The organism is Fibrobacter sp. UWR2 (assembly GCF_002210285.1).
Taxonomy (GTDB): Bacteria; Fibrobacterota; Fibrobacteria; order Fibrobacterales; family Fibrobacteraceae; genus Fibrobacter.
This window is the reverse complement of sequence record NZ_MWQE01000002.1, coordinates 215,021-234,412: the sequence shown is the minus strand read 5'-3', so window position 1 is coordinate 234,412 and position 19,392 is coordinate 215,021. Positions and strand designations below refer to the sequence as shown.

Annotated in this window: 9 protein-coding genes; all 9 read right to left on the bottom strand. The window is 45.9% G+C overall.

Annotated features, from left to right (window positions below; all coding sequences use genetic code 11):
- Window positions 1-162 precede the first annotated feature (162 nt).
- Window positions 163-3,117: a ferrous iron transport protein B gene (gene feoB / locus B7994_RS05150; protein WP_088637400.1), complete on the bottom strand. Its 2,955-nt coding sequence runs from the start codon at window positions 3,115-3,117 to the stop codon at window positions 163-165.
- Entirely contained in the window at window positions 3,117-3,401 is a 285-nt protein-coding gene (locus B7994_RS05145) for a FeoA family protein (RefSeq protein ID WP_088637399.1), read from the bottom strand. Before B7994_RS05145 ends, feoB begins: the two co-directional genes overlap by 1 nt.
- Window positions 3,402-3,405: 4 nt before the next feature.
- The gene (locus B7994_RS05140) at window positions 3,406-3,843 is read right to left on the bottom strand and encodes a metal-dependent transcriptional regulator (RefSeq protein ID WP_088637398.1); all 438 of its coding nucleotides are present in this window, start codon (window positions 3,841-3,843) and stop codon (window positions 3,406-3,408) included.
- Window positions 3,844-4,169: 326 nt separating this feature from the next.
- Complete coding sequence (locus B7994_RS13885; RefSeq protein ID WP_158213079.1) at window positions 4,170-11,831, bottom strand: GLUG motif-containing protein; 7,662 nt, start codon at window positions 11,829-11,831, stop codon at window positions 4,170-4,172.
- A complete protein-coding gene (locus tag B7994_RS05130; protein WP_144063760.1) occupies window positions 11,824-12,711 on the bottom strand; it encodes a DUF2971 domain-containing protein in 888 nt (295 codons plus the stop codon). Before B7994_RS05130 ends, B7994_RS13885 begins: the two co-directional genes overlap by 8 nt.
- 494 nt (window positions 12,712-13,205) lie before the next feature.
- Window positions 13,206-14,279 carry a Fic family protein gene (locus B7994_RS05125; RefSeq protein WP_088637395.1) on the bottom strand — a complete coding sequence of 358 codons (1,074 nt, stop codon included), beginning with the start codon at window positions 14,277-14,279 and terminating at the stop codon, window positions 13,206-13,208.
- 131 nt (window positions 14,280-14,410) lie between these two features.
- Window positions 14,411-16,492: a heavy metal translocating P-type ATPase gene (locus B7994_RS05120; RefSeq protein ID WP_088637394.1), complete on the bottom strand. Its 2,082-nt coding sequence runs from the start codon at window positions 16,490-16,492 to the stop codon at window positions 14,411-14,413.
- A gap of 44 nt (window positions 16,493-16,536) precedes the next feature.
- Window positions 16,537-16,758, bottom strand: coding sequence for a DUF1490 domain-containing protein (locus B7994_RS05115; protein WP_088637393.1), 222 nt, complete (start codon window positions 16,756-16,758; stop codon window positions 16,537-16,539).
- 267 nt (window positions 16,759-17,025) lie between these two features.
- Window positions 17,026-19,284: a TonB-dependent receptor gene (locus B7994_RS05110; protein WP_233143055.1), complete on the bottom strand. Its 2,259-nt coding sequence runs from the start codon at window positions 19,282-19,284 to the stop codon at window positions 17,026-17,028.
- Between the last annotated feature and the right edge of the window lie 108 nt (window positions 19,285-19,392).

Sequence of the window (19,392 nt, the reverse complement as noted above, 5' to 3'; positions counted from 1 at the left end):
AGTGCTACAAAAACGCTCGGCAATCGCCTTCTACATGCTGTTGTTGCAAAATGCGTGCCAAGTTTTTTTTGTTAATTTGTTTGTTAGACCAATCTAACTTAAACTTTTTAATGAAGGGCTGGCAGGTTTTGGGCCCACCAGCCCTATTCTTGATTCCAAACGTTAGTCTTCGAAGCGCTTTTCTTTATTCGCCTTCATGCCGAAGAGCTTGAGGAAGATTCCCGTACCCACGAGCACCACTATGGCGGCGACAATCCATGTCATGTTTCCGCCAACGGGGACCTGGTAGAGGAGCACGGCAATTGCCCAGGCAAGGAGCGTCTGCACGGTCGCCATGAGCACAGCGAGACCGAGGCCGATTTCACGGGCAACCACGCCCATGGCGGCAAGGCACGGCACATAAAGCAAGATAAAGATGAGGAACGCAAACACCTGCCAGTTAAAGCCATCCACCGGGTTACCGTTCTTGTCCGGATTGTGGAAGTAAGAGCGGAGGTTCGCATAGATGTCGGCGGTTTCGGAAAGGTCGCCTTCTTCGAGAGCGCCCATTTCGTCTTCGGAGAGTTCGAGGCCTGCGGCAGCGAGCTTAGCAAACACGGCTTCGCGGGTCTTTTCATCCTCTTCTTCTTCGCCGAAGGTTTCGATGGCAGCGAATTCTTCGCAGGTCAGCACCTTGGCATCGGTAATCTTGTCAAGAGTTTCCTTCTTGAGTTCAGCGGCTTCCTGGCCTTCCAATTCGCCGGTGGTTCCGAGCGGGTCGGTGAGCGAGCCGAAGACTTCGGCGAGGTTAGCAGGAATCGAGCCGAGAGCTTCGAGCACAGCGCCCTTGATATCGGGTGCGCCACCTTCTTCCTCTTCTTCGGCGGGGCATTCATCCACACCGGCGATAAGCGGCTTTTCTTCTGCAGCAGGTTCCGCGGCGGCTTCTTCTGCGGGAGCCTCGGCAGGAGCGGCTTCGGCAACAACTTCTGCGGATTCAGCAGGTGCTGCGGCACTATCGGCAATTGCAGCGGAATCAGCAGCGGCAAAAGTCGAATCAGCCTTCACGCTATCTGTAGCAGCAGAGTCCGCAACTGCAACTTGTTCCGGTGCAGGTTCTTCAGCCTTCGGTTCTTCAACGGGTTCCGCGGCCTTGCCATCTGCAGGAGCCTCGGCATTTTCCCCCACCATGGAATACAGCGAGTTCATGGTACCGATAACGGCTTCCTTGGCCAAAAGGCCCGTGAACAGAGACACAGAGGCCGGCCAGTTTTCCTTTTCGACGCCGAAGGGTTCGAATACCGGCGTAATCGCCTTACCGATGGTAGAAAGCAAGCTGTTTTCGGAGTCACCGTTACCGGCAGTGAATTCATTAGCCTTCACCACCTTAGTTTCATCAACCACGAATCCTTCAGGGAGAGCGACATTTTCAGCTTCGCCTTCCTCGTTTTCCTTGACCATCTGGTAGCCATCTTCAGACTTGACGATTTCAGTCTCGGTACCGTTCACATCGACATACATCTTTTCGACAATACCAAAACTATTGAGGAAGCCGAGAACAGCAACCGCAAGCGTAATCACCTTACCGGCGCGCCAGATGTAGTCGCGCAGGCGCTGCCAGCAGTGGATCATCAAGGACTTGACCTTGGGCAAATGATACGGCGGAAGTTCCATCACAAAGTTGCTGGCCTGCCCCTGGAATAGGGACTTCTTCAAGAAGAGACCGTAGGCAACGGCGAACAGAACGCCAGCGAGGTAAAGCAGGAACACGACCGTGCCCGCCATCTTGCCAAAGAATGCCGCCGCAAACAGCGCATACACCGGAAGGCGAGCGCCGCAACTCATGAACGGCACCAGGAAGATGGTGAGGAAGCGTTCACGCTTGGATTCCAGCACGCGAGAGCCCATAATGCCCGGCACACCGCAGCCGAAGCCCACCATCATCGGCACGAAGGCACGACCCGGGAGCCCGAGGAATCTCATGAAACGGTCCGCAACAAAGGCCGCGCGGGCCATGTAACCCGAGTCTTCCAAGAACGAAAGGCAAAGGAACATGAAGAAGATAACCGGGATGAAGGTCGAAACCGTCTGGATACCGGCACCGATACCGTCGGCGAGAATTGCCGTGACAAAGGAGGGGCAGCCGAGTACATCGCCCAGCAGGTAGCCGAGGCCATCCACGAAAATTGCACCGAACAGCACGTCAAAGAAATCAATGAACGCAGAACCGATCGTCACCGCAATCCAGAACACCAGATACATGATGACCAGGAAAATCGGGAGTGCAGCCCAGCGGTTCAAAAGAACTGCGTCAAGCTTGTCGGAGAAAGTCTTCTTGGCGCGCGCAGAAACAATCGCCTTGCCCGCCACCTCGTGCGAAATGGAGTAGCGGTTTTCGGCCATCGCGAATTCCGGCTCTTCGCCCAGAATCTTCACGACTTCAGCCTTGTCAAGCTTCACGCCCGCTTCGGCAAACTTATCCGCATAGCTCTTCTCGTTGCCCAAGTACATGAGCGAAACCCAGCGGGCATCGGCCGACAAAAGTTCTGCGACCGGAGCCACCTTCGGCTCCAACACCTTTACGGCTTCTTCGACCTTGTCGCCGTAAACCATCTGCTTCGGGAGCGGCATCGGGCTGGCAAGCACGTGGCCCATCTGGCTAATAAAGTTAGTGACGCTCTTTTCGCTCACGGCAGAAAGCGGAATGCACGGCACACCGTAGAAATCAGAAAGTTCGTCGAGGTCCAGCTGAATTCCGCGATTTTCGGCAATGTCCATCATGTTGACGGCAATCACCATCGGAATCTTCATGTCGGCAAGCTGGCTCGTAAGGAACAGGTTGCGTTCCAGGTTCGTCGCATCGACAATGTTAATAATCAGGCTCGCTTCGCGGCTAAGCAAGTAGTCGACAGCAGCGCGTTCGTCTTCGGCATTTGCGAACAAAGCGTAAGTACCCGGAAGGTCCACCAGGCGAATCTGGCGGTCGCCCAGTTCAAAGTAACCTTCCTTCTTTTCGACCGTCACGCCGGGCCAGTTACCCACATGCTGGCGTGCACCCGTAAGCGCGTTAAAGAGAGCCGTCTTACCGCAGTTCGGGTTACCGGCAATTGCAATCGTCAAAAGTTTTCTGGCAGCCATTATACCCTCCTCAGCTTGAGAACGTTGGCTTCTTCTTTGCGGAGCGAGAGTCTATAAGAAAGCACCGCCACTTCAATCGGGTCGCCAAGCGGGGCCGCCTGCAAGACTTCAATCTGCACGCCACGCACAAGGCCCATCGAAAGCAACTTGGACTTATAAGCAGAATCGCCCTCGTTATAACCGACGATCTCTACCTTGTCGCCCTTCTTGAGTTCCGAGAACTTGGGCTCGGTACTCCATTTTTTCGTATGCGACTTGCCGCCGCAACCACAATTACAGCTCATGTTACTATTCACCTGCTTTTTTGCCGTTTTTCGCGGCGGGTTTTAATTTTTTAGCCGACGAAATCGCGTCCGTCGGCTTCACAAAATCTTCAATCTTACCGAGAGTTTCTGCCGAAAGAATGTGCTCCATGCTGCAAGCATCCTTGTCGGCAATCGCTTCGGACACGCCTAACTTAATCAGGAAACCCTTCAGAAGAATATGACGGTTTAAAATCATGGCGGCAACGCGTTCGCCCTCTTCGGTGAGTTCCACGCCGCTGTAAGGTTCCTGCCTCACAAGGCCCATCTTCTTGAGTTCCACCATGGCCTTTGCAACCGACGGCATTTTCACGCCGAGAGCCGCGGCAATATCCTTGACGCGGGCAAGCCCGTTCGCCAGGCGCAGCATGTGCACCATTTCCAAGTAGTCTTCTAAGCTTTGAGTCAGTTTTGTATGGTCCATATCAACCAGCCTTATTTAGACGAGGCTAATATAGTTTAATAAAACTAATTAGGCAAGGCTAAAAATATTACAAGAGCCATACTTTTTTAGACAAATCTAACTTTGAAACGGAAAATTTACACTATTTTAGCGTTTTTGCCCTTGTTTTTGCAGTTAGATTTATCTAACTTTTAGTTAGACAAGTCTAATTCCAATTGTTGCCATAGCTTTTGGACCCGGACTTGTCTGGTTGAAGCAAAAATCCAATTCCCTCCTTGTGTCTCTTTGGGAACGATTGCGCCCCCGCTCAAGTAGCTCTGAGCAGGGGCGTTTTTTGCTAAAATCAGTTATTTTACGCTGATATGCCGCAACTGATTTCCGATCTTTACCAAGTAATTACCCGCAATCGGCATCACAATATTAAAGTTTACCGAATCAACACGTCCTTTTCGCAGCACCCGCCCCTGCATATCAAAAATCACGTATGCAGAACCGATTGTCGCAGTCGAAATTTGGATGTTTCGATTCACGGCCTTCACAGACAGTCCCTGATTGGCAAAGTGCACATCAGCAATCCCAGTTATCACAGTGCTATCGAAAACCGCAGTGTATATCAAATCTTTTTCGACCGGACCAAGTTTCGGTGACCATCCAGCAAATTCATAAGAATAGGATTTACTCGAAGGCTTTGTAGGCGTTTCACCTGAATATTTGGGAGTTTCTCCGTAAACAACATCGACTGTTTCCAAAACGGACCCGTCTGATACAAAGGATACGCTATATTTTCTAAGCGTGCTGTCGAACACGGCTGTGTAGGTAGCATTATCCGTTACCGATGTAACCGACGGAGTCCATCCCTTAAACGTGTAAATATACTTAGCAGTCGTATCTCTCTTTGGGTTGTCGGGTTTCGCAATCTGCGAAGCATCCGTACCATAAGCATAAGTCGAATGTGATAGCACCATTCCCTTATAATCCATAAACATCACGTCATACTTATTAATAATGGAATCATAAACAGCGGTATAGGTCACATTACCCGTCACCGGCGTAATTACAGGAGCCCAGTCCTTGAATATGTAAGCATGCTGAGCTGTTTCCGGTTTAGATGGTTCTACGCCATTATACGTAGGAATTTCTCCATATGCAACAGTTTCCGATTGAAGTTCTTCATTGCCATTGACAAAGACAACCTGATAATCTCGAATAGTGCTGTCATATTCGGCGGTGTAAACGGTATTTCCCGTTACATCTGCAAGAGTTGGGTTCCATCTCTTAAATGTGTAGGTGTATTTTGCTGTTTCTTGTCTTGTCGGATTTATCGGTTTAACAATACTTGCCGAAGATGTTCCATAATCATATTGAACAGCATCTTTCAAAATTGAGCCATCGTAATCCTTGAAAAGTACTTCATACTTATTTACGACGCTATCAAATACAGCCATATAAATCGCAGGTTCTGCAACAGATGAAATAGCAGGATCCCAACCTTTGAATATGTAGGTATATTGCGCCGTTGCCATCTTTACAGGTTCACTACCCTTATATGTAGGGAGCGTTCCATATGACAATTCTTCAGATTGTAATTCCATGTCATTATTTACAAATCTCACAACAAAAGTTTTTATCTCATAAACGGCCTCAACAACCGTGTTTTCATTCACGATGATTTCGTCTCCTGAATCGCCGACTTTTAAATCACCATTATAAAATCCTACAAATGAATAACCTATGCTATCAGGAAGCACAGGCAATGTGTAACTACCCCCCTTTATAACAACCATGCTATCAAGAACTGCACCATTCACGCGAACAACAACGCTTGCTGCATCACGGACAATAAGCGGCACCACAAATTCAACCGAATTATAATCAACGGTATCAATAGGCACAAACGCCACAACATAGCCGTCATTTTCAGATAAAGGCGTCATTTGAGGAGTTTCCCATATGAAAACACCTTCAACATTAGCGGCACCCCCTAATAATTCTGACGAACCAAGTTGTTGTCCAGCAGGAATATCGCTTGCCATTGGCATTTGATTAATAACAGGCGTTGCTTTTTCTATTGTAAATGTTTGGGATCCCGAGCCACTATAATTCCCCTTCAAATGTACGAATGCCATCGCTTTTCCGGCATTTATATTATCTTTGTATTCAACAGTGTAATCGGTTATTGCAAGAATATTTTCGCCATTATTGACAGAAACTTTAGGGGTCAAGGGATACCCGGTATAAACAACATTTTCAATAGTGGCGATAGACGGTTCAATCACAAGGGGGGCGATTTCAAATGGAATATTTTTACAGCCTCCATATGGGTAATGGCCGCATACACTTATATTTGCAGAGCCCGATTCGCTATTGTTAACATAATTAACGGAATAATCAACTCCTTGCGTCAAAATTCCCCCAAAAAGACTCACCATTGTCACCTGAGGAGTCTTGGGCAGACCATCATAGACAAATCCATCTAGCGATTCCGTTGTCACGACAGCATTGACCAAGGAATTAGCATATATTTGTAAAAAAGGATACGATTGACTCATCATTTTCCACGTATCAACAAAATCCCAGTTTTCAAAAGTAGATTGATTGTACATTTCTGCAGTTGTTTTTCCAACGACCCCAGAAATGGAAGCTGCATTTTCCCCACCATCTGCACCCAAATCACATTTAGTTTTATCATAATATGAATTTGTGATACTCAAAGAACCATTCACATATCCAACAATGCAACCCGTATAAACAGGATCCTCTTTAATTCCCCGCACAGCCCCACTTGCATACGTTTCTGTAAAGGTCCCCTTTGCGTAGCCAACCAAACCACCTATATAATAATTGCCCATTTCGTCAGCAGGATTTCCATAATAATCGCCAGTCACATCACCATTTGCATAAGATTTCGATATACTTTTTCCATCAAAGCGACCAACAAGCCCACCCAATTTGGTAGTACCAGAAACATTACCGAGTGCCATAGAGTTGCTTATTGATCCAGCATATTGATAGCCTACAAGTCCCCCCAAATTATCATTACCAGTCGATGAATGGTCAATATCACCAACAACATTTCCTAACGCATATGAATCAGATATATGCCAATCAGCGCTACCAACAAGTCCACCTACATTGTCATCACCTTTGACATTTGTTGTTGAATACGAACGAACAACAGCCGATAGAGTTTTTCCAACAAGACCGCCAACTTCAAAAGTTCCCATGACGGTGTCGCCTTCAAAATATGATGCATAAACAGAATCGGTTGCATATCCAGACAAACCTCCAACATTATTACGTCCCATAACAAAAGGCATAATCGCATAACTATTTCGAATCACGTTCGCAGAACCTGCCACACCACCAACGAAATCACGTCCAATCACCTTTTCTCCAGTATGGTAGGAAAAAACAAGTCTTCCCGCTATAGCTCCTGCTAAACCACCGATATAATTAGAGTCACCAACCACATTTCCATCTGAATGTGAATCCGATATAGAGCCATAAGTATAGCCCACCAAACCGCCCACATAACTCAATCCTACCACATCTCCATGTGTATGCTCGCATGAATTAAGTTCTGATTTGTAATAAGATGGTGAGGAGAAGGAAGAATTCCGGTAACCATAATTCATTTTACCAACAATTCCTCCAACATATTTTTTTCCTTCCACAGAACCTTGAAGTACCGCATTGTTTACTTTTCTTGTTAACGTTCCGCTATAATATGTCTGGTTAGAAGAGAAATAAATAGAATCCAATCCAATGAGACCACCGACATAGTTACCACCTTTTACATTTCCGCTAGAATGTGAATTTGACGCAATATTCCATATTGACTGGTTAGTTGACTTACATTCGCGATAATACATACCAACTAAACCACCAACATAATTTCCTATAGCAGAAACATTCCCCTCTGAGTGAGAATCTGATACATCACCTGCCATATACCCAACTAATCCACCGACATAATTTCCTGTGGCGACCACATCTCCTTCGGAATTAGAATTTGACACATCACTCATTAAGCATCCCGTTAAGCCACCAACATAATCATGTCCACTTACACTTCCTCCTATATGACTAGATAAATAAATAGTTCCTGTCGTATAGCCAATTAAACCACCAACATAACTAGAATCACTTGAAACAGAGCCCACAGCATCACATGAACGCACTCTCATTTCATTTTCACCAAATCCAACAAGCCCACCAACATATTTTCCAGTACCCCTTACATCTCCTTCAGAACGAGATTTGTACACATTACTAGACGCATAACCAACCAAACCGCCAATGTAATCGCGACCACTCACATTACCTCCAATATGATAAGAGGAGTCAACACCATAATCAGTGTGATTTACCTGCCCACCCATATATCCAACCAAGCCACCTACATAATCAGAATTTCCGACAACGTATCCATCAACATAGCTTTTTCTTATTTTGTATTTTCCATACCCAACAAGTCCGCCAACATAATTGCCATCACCCCTCACATTTCCTTCAGAATAAGAATTTGACAAAAATCCGTAAATAGATCCTGATAAACCGCCCACATAATTTGTCCCAATTACATCCCCATCAATATGATAACACGAATCAATTTCTGACTTATAATATGAACTTAACGAATCTGAATCGTACTTATAGCCGTAGTTCATTTTACCTACAATTCCACCAACATAGGATAGACCTTCAACAGATCCTTGCATATGAACACTTTTAAAATTCCTAGTTAAAACGACTTTATTATCGACATCGCGATAAACGGAATCCAATCCAACAAGTCCACCAACATAATTAGCCCCCTTTACGCTTCCTGTATAAGTTGAATTTGATACAACATTCCATGTTTGTGCAGAAGAGCTTGCATGACGAGAATAATACAACCCAATTAATCCTCCTACATAATCTCCGACACCCGTTACACTCCCTGCAGCAATTGAATTAGACAAATTAGCAGTCGTATACCCAACCAAGCCGCCAACATAGCTCAATCCACTAACGTTACCATCTATTTGTTGAACTTCATCAATCGTTCCTGTCGAATAGCCCGTAATTCCTCCAACATAGTTGTTTTGCCCGATTACAGAACCTTTCGCATGACTTTTTTTTATGATCTTTCCATATCCGACAAGCCCACCTACATAATTCCCTTTTCCTTTTACATTTCCTTCAGAATAAGAATTCAAAACATCACTAGTCGTAGAACCAGCCAATCCACCAACATATCTAAAGCCACTAACATCGCCTTCTATATGATAAGCGGAATCAACTCCTGTCGCTCTTCCCGCAACTCCGCCAACGTAACTAGAATCACTTTCAACAGAACCTTTCACATAACTCTTTCGAATATCAGTCCCAACTCCAACAAGTCCACCTACATAATTTCCTTTTCCTTTTACATTTCCTTCAGAATAAGAATTCAAAACATCGCTAGTCGTAGAACCAGCCAATCCACCAACATACCTAAAGCCACCAACATCGCCTCCTATATGATAAGCAGAATCAACTCCTGTCGCTTTTCCCGCAACTCCACCAACGTAACTAGAATCACTTTCAACAGAACCTTTCACATAACTCTTTCGAATATCAGTCCCAACTCCAACAAGTCCACCTACATAATTTCCCAAACCATTCACATTCCCTTCAAAAGATGAATTTAACACAGGGCCTTTAATATAACCAGCCAACCCTCCAATATAATTCAATCCAGCCACATCACCATCGGTATGATGGCACGAATCAATTTCTGATTTATAATAAGAGTCCGAAGACGCAGAACTATATCGATAACCAAAATTCATTTTGCCCACAATTCCGCCAACATATGAATTTCCTTCAACGGATCCTCGCATGCTTACTCCATTAAAATATCTTGTCAACGTGTATGTATTTTGGACATTACGGTAAACAGAATCTAATCCAATAAGTCCCCCGACATAATCGCCACCTTTTACATTTCCAACAGAATACGAATTTGGAGCAATACGCCATGTTTGTGGTTCGAAACCTTCGTAAAGGCAATAGTGCAACCCAATTAAGCCTCCAACATAATTACCCAACCCAGTTACATTACCTTCTGAATGAGAATTAAAAACGTCGCTTGCGACATAACCAAGTAATCCGCCAACATAATTACCCAATCCCGTTACATTACCTTCTGAATGAGAATTAAAAACGCCATTTGTTGCATAACCAAGTAATCCGCCAACATAGCTAAAACCTCTAACATTTCCACCTATATGATAATTAGAATCATTTGTCCCTGTCACATAACCTGCAAGTCCGCCCACATAACTTGAATCGCTTTCAACGGCCCCTTTTACATAACTTTTCTGAATGCCTTCTACAAATCCAACAAGCCCCCCTACATAATCCCCTCTCCCAAACACGTTTCCTTCAGAAAAACTGTTTAAAATGGTTTTTGCTGAACCCGTTAAGCCTCCAACAAAACCAAATCCTTTAACGGGTCCTCCTATATGAGAGCTAGAATCGATTGTCCCGGACGCATAACCAGTAATTCCTCCAACATAACTAGAATCGCTCTCTACGGAACCCTCCACATAGCTCTTTTGGACATCCGTTCCATATCCAATAAGCCCTCCTACATAATTGCTTAGTCCCTTCACATTTCCTTCAGAGTATGAATTTGATATAGAACCATAAGTATAACCCAGCAAACCGCCAACGTAACCTACTCCAACAACTTCACCATTAGCATGATGGCACGAATCTATTTCTGAATAAAAATTAGAAGAAAAAGAACTATCACTATAGCCATAGCTCATTTTGCCCACAATTCCTCCAACATAATTTTTCCCCTCTATGGTTCCCATAACACTCACGCCATTAATTTTTCTCGTTAGCGCATAATCGTTCCTGGCGTTTCGATAAACAGAATCTAATCCAATAAGCCCACCAACATAATTTTCGCCCTTTACGTTTCCGATTGAATACGAATCTCTAGCAATATCCCATGAAACAGATTGAGAATTACTATAAGAAATATACAATAAGCCAACTAATCCACCAACATAATTACCCAAGCCTGCTACATTACCTTCCGAATGAGAATTTGAAACATTTCCGTTCACATAGCCCGCCAAGCCACCAACATATTCCCCTGTTCCGAGAATATTCCCTTTTGAATAAGAATTCAAAACAGACCCACTGCTATTTCCCACCAACCCACCGACATAACGTTGCCCACGCACAATCCCGTCTGTATGATAAACAGAATCTATTCCTGCAGCACTTCCTGCTATCCCGCCAACATAATTGCCCTCGCCATCTATAATTCCGCTAGAATAACATTTTGATATAGGTCTGACAGCTCGGCCAGCAATTCCTCCAATGTTATTGCGTCCAGTCACATTTCCTACAAAAGAACTGTTCTTGATTTTTCCACTAAAATCTCCAGTCAGTCCTCCCACATAATCGACACCTCTAACCTTAATTCCTTCGGCATGTACATTTGTAATCGATCCCATCAATGCGTATCCAACACAAGTTCCAACATCGTCGTCTTCAGACGAAATATTTCCAATTAAAATGTCTATATTGCTGATTTTTGCAACACTTGTATAACCGAAAAGCCCCACATGATAAGACGTTGATTTTATATAAAGCCCATAAATCTTATGGTTGTTTTTTCCTGCAAGTCCGTCGAATTCTCCCTTAAACGGGTGATTTATCGTTCCAATGGGAACCCAATTTCTATGCGCATTTTCATACCAAGTTTCAATGCCAGCTCCTACTGTATCATTCAAGAATATGTTTGCACCTAGAGAAATTGTTTTTCCGGAAAAATCAGATGTTCCGTTATTTACTAACTTTGCCAGCCCTGCCAATTGCTCTGGAGTTGTCAGATTATATGTTTGGGCTCCGTCTTCATACCAAGACACATCTGCGGATCCATCCCAAATGTGGGGTGCAGCCAAGGCCATCGCGACAAAGCTATAAAAAAACGCTATTGTTTTTTTTAGAATTTCAACCATGATCTTTTTCCCCCTCAAAAACAACATTTTTTAAATCTGAAAACAATATTTGCTCGCAAGGTTTTTGTGTTTTATATATACCAGATCGATTAATCCGACTAGATAATAATGGCATTTGCTCTTTAGCTTTCGCTTTGGTAATCCATCCTGAAGGAAACGGTTCAATCCATACTTTTTTCACAGCAGCAGCATAGTCAAATTCTTTTATTCTAAAAACCCCATTATCTTGAAATTGAATTTCCTTGTTGCCATTAGGGACAAGAAATATTCTAATTTCGTTCTCATACTCATATGACATCCTTTTATATGAGAGCATTTTGATAAACAATTCTTCTTGGTTAATTTTTTTGTTATCATTCAGATTAATAATGCTTGGAAGAAAAAGGCTTGGCTGCTTAATTTTTCGTTGTTCGAGGGAGTAATCAATTGCAGAGACATATATATGTACATTTTTTAATTTTGAACATAATTGTACAAGCAATGATTTCAAAGAGAACTCAACTCTAACAAGTTGTTGGTTAATATCTTTTTTAAAACTTTTCCAAAACGCATCTGAATTTCTGGTTAAATGTCTCGTGAAACACAGACAAGCCACTTTCGGAGGAATGAAGTCTTTAATGTTCGGGAAACCTGATAAATGCGCGTGTAGATATATTTTTTCAAAAGGATCGGTCCATTTTTCAGGTGAAACAAATAACAAACAATTGTCATTTACGGATTTTTTAAATGTAATATACGGCATATAGCGCGAGATTGTCGGATCCGGCCTGTCAAACCATTTCATCGTCATTTTATCTTTATTTCTATTGACGAAACAATTTTTTAAACCATCAAAAGGCACAAAATCCATTGAGCACTTTTCATTTTTCGTTCCAGCCATCGCAGCCTCCGCTTCAACTTACGGAGTTTGCTCGGTTCTGCAAGGATTGCCGATTTCTGTCTGAAAAACGAAAAGGCGCAGGTCGATGCATCTATCCAATCGGGGCTCTCGACAGCCTTGAACGATAAACGCAAACGACCCACGCCCCAAACGGGCTGTTGTCATTGGCTTATGCGGCCATAAATCAGCCAAACAGCTGACACGACAAACCGAGGCACACCGCAAAATGGCATACCTGCGTGAGCGTTCGCCTTGTCCTCGTTCAAAGAAATGGTCGAGATTTCGATTGGAGAACAAGAGCAAAACTCTTTTTTCAATCTAAAAATAACTTAAAATAGGGCCGTCGGAACGAAAATTTTACACAAAACCAGGCTCACAAGCCTCAAATTTGAGCAAAATCACCGTTTTTCAGGGAATCTCCCATATTCCAACCTGGATTAGGGTGGAAAGTCGTTTTTTTAGTGAAAAAGGTGGTATAACACCACCTTTACGCATTAAATAGACGGCGTGATAAATACATGCCAGGAGCCGTCCTCTTTCCCACGCTCGACATAGTGCTTATCGAGAAGACGCTGGACCAACTTATCGACTGCTGATTTTTGAATACCAAGTTTTCTCTGGATTTCGGCGTTCGTCAATACAGGTTCACTCAGCATCATGTTAAGAATTCTGCCGTAGTTCGGTGTGCGGAACTCAATGCATTCTCCATCATACCACCAGATGTTTTCGCCACGCTTTGTGAGAAACTGAACATCGGCATCAATCTCTTGCGCAACCATGTTGCGGAAATACTTGAGGAACGGGGCAATCGCTTGCAACGAAGCCCTCGCACCAGAACTAGGCGCAGATCCCACCTTCAAATCGGCGGCATGCAAAGCCTCCAGATATTCGTCCTTCTTTCGACTACGGACTACAACCATGGGAATATCGTGTTTCGCCAAAATGTAATTGACGAGCAACCGAGCAATTCTGCCATTGCCGTCCTCGAACGGATGAATCCTGATATAGCGGTAATGGAACAAAGCAGCCAACTCCACTGGTGACAACTTGCCCTCATTTTCAGCATCGTTGTACCAGTCGACAAGATCCGTCATCAACGCAGGCGTTTCTTCTGGGGATGCATAAACGAATCGGTCGCCATATCGTGTAATGACACTGTTCGGGCGAGTCTTGTACTGCCCTGCATGAACCACATACCCAACTTGCATTCCTCCGGGTAGTTCACGATGGACGGAATAGTCTTCACGCAGCAATGTGCGGTGCAAGCCCCTTATAAAATGTTGGGTGAGAGGAGTCTCCTTGACACGGGACTCCGCCACCATCATCTTGAGCGTGACCTCGCTCGCGACCATCTCCTGCACGCTCCGTACATTCGCTTCACCAATGACCTTCCCAAAAAGCAGAAGAATCTCCGTCTGCCCGTAAGTGAGCGTGTTGCCCTCGATGTGGTTGCTGTTGTAGTTGAAATCGACCGAAAAACGACGTGCAAGGCGAGCCTTGTCATCTTCTGAAAGCGGCTGGAGGGCCAGCCAGGCCTCAAGGGCTTTTTCTAGGGTCAGGTATCTCACACTCTAAATATAATCAAAATTTTAACAAAAAGGTAGTGTATATACCACCTTTTTTATAAAATTTTGCAAAAATTTATCCAAAACATCATTAAAAAGGTAGTTATTGTACTACCTTTTCTGCAACATTTTCCTTAATTCTGCTTCAACGGCGTCATGCTCTTGGCACAGATCGCCATGGTCGAGAGGTTGTGCAGCAGGGCCGAGGTCGAGGGGGCAAGTATCCCGAAGAAACCTGCGGCCAGTAGCGACGTGTTGAAGGCGACGATAAAGCGGTAGTTCGCCTGGATGCGCTCCATAAGTTGCGTACTCAATGTGCGGAGTTCGGCGAGGTCGCGCAGGTCTTCGCTGCGGAGGGTCACATCGGCGGTTTCGCGGGCAATGTCGCTGGCATCACTCATAGCGACCGACACGTTCGCGGCGGCAAGGGCGGGAGCATCGTTGATTCCATCGCCCACCATAATTACGCGGCGGCCTTCGGCCTTCATTTTTTCCACATAGCGGTGCTTGTCTTCGGGCAAAACCTGCGCAAAGAAGGTATCGATGCCCAAAAGTTGCGCTGTGCGTTCGGCAGCCTTCTGGCTGTCGCCGGTAATCATCGCCACATGCTTGATTCCGCATTCGCGCAGCATGCGGATCGCTTCTGCAGCTTCGTCACGCGGAGGGTCGCTAATGCAAAGCACGCCCGCAAGGTTCCCGCCAATGGCTAGGTAAATCACGGATGCGGCTCCGGCGAGTTCGTCGATCTTTTTCTGCTCCGCCTCGCCCACCGCAATTTTTTCGTCTTCGACGACGAAATGTTTGCTGCCGATAACGGCGCGTTCACCGTCGAGAGTCGTCGCGATTCCATGCGCCACGATGTATTTGACATCGGCGTGTTCTTCTTCGTGGTCGATTCCCCGTTCGGCGGCACCACGCACAATGGCGCGTGCCATGCTATGCGGGAAATGCTCTTCGATGCAGGCCGCAATACGCAGGATTTCTTCTTCGCTGCGGTTTCCGAACGGAATAACACGTTCAAGTTTCGGTTCCGCCTTGGTGAGCGTTCCCGTCTTGTCGAAAACGATGGTGTCTGCAAGCGCGAATTCTTCCAGGTACTTGCCGCCCTTCACGGTCATGTTGCGGTCAGCCGCTTCGCGGAGCGCCGAAATCACCGAAATCGGAGTGGAAAGCTTGATGGCGCAAGAATAGTCCACCATCAGAATCGAGACGGCCTTGGTGATGTTGCGCGTAATCAGGAGCGTGAGCCCGAATCCGATAAAGCTGAACGGTACAATTCCGTCGGCAAGGCGTTCAGCGCGGCTTTGGATAGAGGCCTTCAAGTCTTCAGAGCGATCGATAAGTTCAATGATTTTCTGAATCTTGGTATTGCCACTCACGGCACGCACCGACACGACAATCGAGCCCTCATCTACGATGGTGCCCGCAAAAACGGACTTACCGACCGTCTTATGAACCGCCTGCGATTCGCCCGTCATAGTCGCTTCGTTCACAAAGGCGTCGCCTTCGGTAACGGTTCCGTCCACCGGAATCATGCTGCCGGAACGCACACGCACGAGGTCGCCCACCTGAACATCCTGCATACGCACCTGGACATCGACGCCGTCCTTGACAACCCACACGCGGTCTACCTTCACGGCAAGGCTTGCGGTAAGGGCTGTGCGGGTACGCGCCTTAGTATAATCTTCCAAGAGGCTACTTACGTTCAGCAAGAACATAATGGTTCCCGCCGATTCGTAATTGCGCTGCAGGATGCTCGCTCCGATAGCGGCTCCATCTAACACCTCGACAGAAAGCTTTCCTTCACCAAGGCAATTCAAGCCCTTAGCCACAAACTTGAGGCCCCTGTAAATCAGGTGCACCGTGCGGATAGGAGCCGGAATAAACAACTTGGCCAAGTAACGCCGCGCAATCATGAACGCGAGCTTATTCTTGAAATCCGTATCAAGAGCCTGCAGCTGATATTCGGTATCGGGTTCAATTTCCGGAAGATTTGCAATGTTCAGATTTCGAACGAAATCAATCACCTGTTCACGATAGCCATCTTCGTATTCCAGCAGAATACCGCCGTTTTCCGAATGGACTACCGCTTTCTGGACATAAGGTTCACTCACGCATGCCATGTGGATGCGCGGTTCATGCATTTTTTCAAATGCGTAGGCCCCCGCCCGAAAGCGGATTCGCCCCGGCTGATCGTAAACGATTCTACATTTCATCGAAAACTCTTTCGTCTGTAGGACCGAAAGGTCCGTTCTTTCGTCTATTTCTCTGCTTCTTTCTTTGCGTCGTTGCAGATGTCGGCAGCTTCGTCCTTCATGTCTTGGAAGGTGGCCTTAGCGTCGGCAGTGAACTTCATGCCCTGAGCAAGTCCCTTGACGGCATATTCGCGAGTTTTGGGAGCCTTGAGAATCTTCTTTGCAATAGCGGAGCCTACAGCACCAGCCATCACCAACCAGAACTTTTCATTTTTCCATACGGACATAGCTTACTCCTTTTGTTCCGCCCTAATGTCATCCCCGACTTGGTCGGGGATCTTCATTAAAGCTTTGTTGTTCTTTGCATAATAATCTACCTAAAATTCACTTAAAATGCAAACTACATACAAATTAACAAACAGACTTCAAGCCCCAGTCCCATAAGCTTTCCGAGCGACTAACATTGTTGCAAATTTGCAAATTAGTTCACGCTATGCAACTTAGTTTCCAATCATAAAACTTAGTTAGCGTAAACTATCCGAAGTTAGATATATCTACCTGAAACTGTACCGGATCTTGGTTGCAAAAGTGCGTCCCGGTTTAGATTCTCCATACTTGTCGTAAACGGTTTCGTCCAGAAAGTTATCGACTTCAAAGCTCCAAGCGAGTTTATTATCCCACACGGAATATTCCACGCCCAAGTCATGCGTGAACGAAGCGTCTATTTTCCGGCTCTGGCGGGAACTGATTTTCCAACCGTAATAATATTCATCGGTGTAATTAGCAGCCCACCAGAACTTGACAAAATCGTTCTTATTGAATATATCGCCCATGTGGAATTCAGCGAGGTAGTTCATGAAGAACCGAGGAATGTTCGGGATAATCGCATCTTCAAGAATACCCTGCTTCGCATTGTAATCGATGTTGCGCAAATCCTGGAAAGTCCAGTTTGTCCCGAGCAACACCCACTCATTCACATCGAGTTTCACGTCGCCTTCGTAACCCCATCCACGAATCGGGTCCATATTGAAATACGGCACCGACATCTGCGCCGAGCCCATGTAGTGAATTCGGTTCTTGTAGTAGGAATAGAACACGTCTCCGTCAAACCGGAATCGCGCCACCAGCGGGATTTCTTGCAAATCAAGAGACAGGCCCACGTTAAAATTGTCAGCTTCTTCGGGCTTGAGGCTTGTGGCGGCACTCACACGCACACCATCGCCAAACAGTTCGTCGGGCGTGGGCAGGCGCACTGCATGCTGGTATGAGCCCTTGAGCGCAAGCGGTTTGACAATCCGGAACATAATGCTTTCATCGTAACTAAAGTCCGTATAATCATTCTTTTCCAATACCGCTTGCTGTATCATACTGGTGGAAGTATTTGAAATTTCAGCCTTCAGATAATGGAATTTGAAACCCAACAGGTTCTGGAGTCTCGAATCAAAGAAATTGTCTTCAAGCGAAAGACCCGTCGTCACCGAAATTGTTTTGCCAGGATAGCCTGCCGTATTGAATCCAACCATTTCGGAACCCACGTCATCTTCGGGATCTTCCTTGTGGTACCGGAAAAGCGTATTCCAGTAAACAAACTGATTCTTAATGAATTGGTAATCCAAATTCAGCAAATCGTTGAAATCATACGCCTGCACTGTTCTCAGTTTCGGGAGTCCCATCATCGTCAACTCACCCACATTCTTTTTGGCCGTATCGCAGCTATACCAGTTGCGGCAATGAACGCGGCTCGTGTCAATGGTTTTATTTTCACTGTACCCGAACGAAAAATGGTTACCGAAATTCAGGTCTTTTACAAAGATATTTTTCTTATCCAGGCCGAATGTCGCCCCAAAATTGTATCCTTCGGCACTCGTTTCGACAATGCGGTTCGCATCCCCCTGAATTTCCTTATCGAACGCACCGTAGCTCGCCCCAAACGAAACCTGGTCGAACCACGCATTCATCAAGTTCGCAAAAGCCTGCACGTTGTAAGATGTATAACGGTCATGGTCGCGAACAACGCTCGTATCCTTGCCCGCAGAACTCTTCATGTAGGGAGATGTGAATTCGTAATCGTTATCGGAATGGTTAAAGTAGCCCGACACGCCTACTTCCAAGCCTGCCCCACCCACAATGCTGTCAATCACGTGGCTTGCCGTTACAGAAGCCTTGTGCGTATTGAAACTCGAAAGGCTATAGGACGCATCTACCGAATTGGCGGGGCGTTTTTTAGTAATGATATTGATAGCACCGCCTGCTCCATCTGTCGCAAAACGCGCGGGGACATAGCCCTTGTAAACTTCAATGTCCGCAATCTGGTCGATAGGAATATCGTCAAGGCCCAAGTTTCCCTGCGTCTCGACGGGGACACCGTTCACCAACACCTTGATGTTCTTGCCTTCCATGCCGCGAATGTTGATTTTACCTTCGCTGCCCATGCCGCCGGACTTGCGCACTTTCACGCCCGAAGCGGAATTGACCGCTTTTGAAACGGTCTTGCTTGTATTCTGCATCTCGGCCGCGTCAATCGTCGCAACCGATTCCGCCTTTTTCGCCTGCTGCGCCTGTTCCGCTTCTATTTCTGACTCCACCGAGAGTTCGTCCAACTGCGTAACGCCCGAGGCATTTGCCGCAGATGCATCTGATTGCGCCGTCGCGCTGTTTGCGTCATCAGTTGTCGCATTACTTTCCGAAGCGGATTCTTCCAGAAAATCGTCTATCGAGGTAATTTCGTCATCCTGCGCACGGGCTGCCATCGCGCCGAACGCAACCATAATAATCGCAAGCGTTGTCGCCTTGTATAAAACCATCTTTTTCATCGCAGCGCAATTAAGCAATTTTCAGGCTAATTTTCTACTCCAAACGGGCCTTTGAAAATCCGAATGGATTTATCCTGTACCAATAACAAAATCCGCCCCCACCATTAG

Bases quoted from the DNA above. Each gene is read 5' to 3' on its own strand.
- B7994_RS13885 (WP_158213079.1), bottom strand. From the start codon at position 11,831: ATGGTTGAAATTCTAAAAAAAACAATAGCGTTTTTTTATAGCTTTGTC.
- B7994_RS05130 (WP_144063760.1), bottom strand. From the start codon at position 12,711: ATGGCTGGAACGAAAAATGAAAAGTGCTCAATGGATTTTGTGCCTTTT.
- B7994_RS05115 (WP_088637393.1), bottom strand. From the start codon at position 16,758: ATGTCCGTATGGAAAAATGAAAAGTTCTGGTTGGTGATGGCTGGTGCT.
- B7994_RS05110 (WP_233143055.1), bottom strand. From the start codon at position 19,284: ATGAAAAAGATGGTTTTATACAAGGCGACAACGCTTGCGATTATTATG.
- B7994_RS05145 (WP_088637399.1), bottom strand. From the start codon at position 3,401: ATGAGCTGTAATTGTGGTTGCGGCGGCAAGTCGCATACGAAAAAATGG.
- B7994_RS05140 (WP_088637398.1), bottom strand. From the start codon at position 3,843: ATGGACCATACAAAACTGACTCAAAGCTTAGAAGACTACTTGGAAATG.
- feoB (WP_088637400.1), bottom strand. From the start codon at position 3,117: ATGGCTGCCAGAAAACTTTTGACGATTGCAATTGCCGGTAACCCGAAC.
- B7994_RS05120 (WP_088637394.1), bottom strand. From the start codon at position 16,492: ATGAAATGTAGAATCGTTTACGATCAGCCGGGGCGAATCCGCTTTCGG.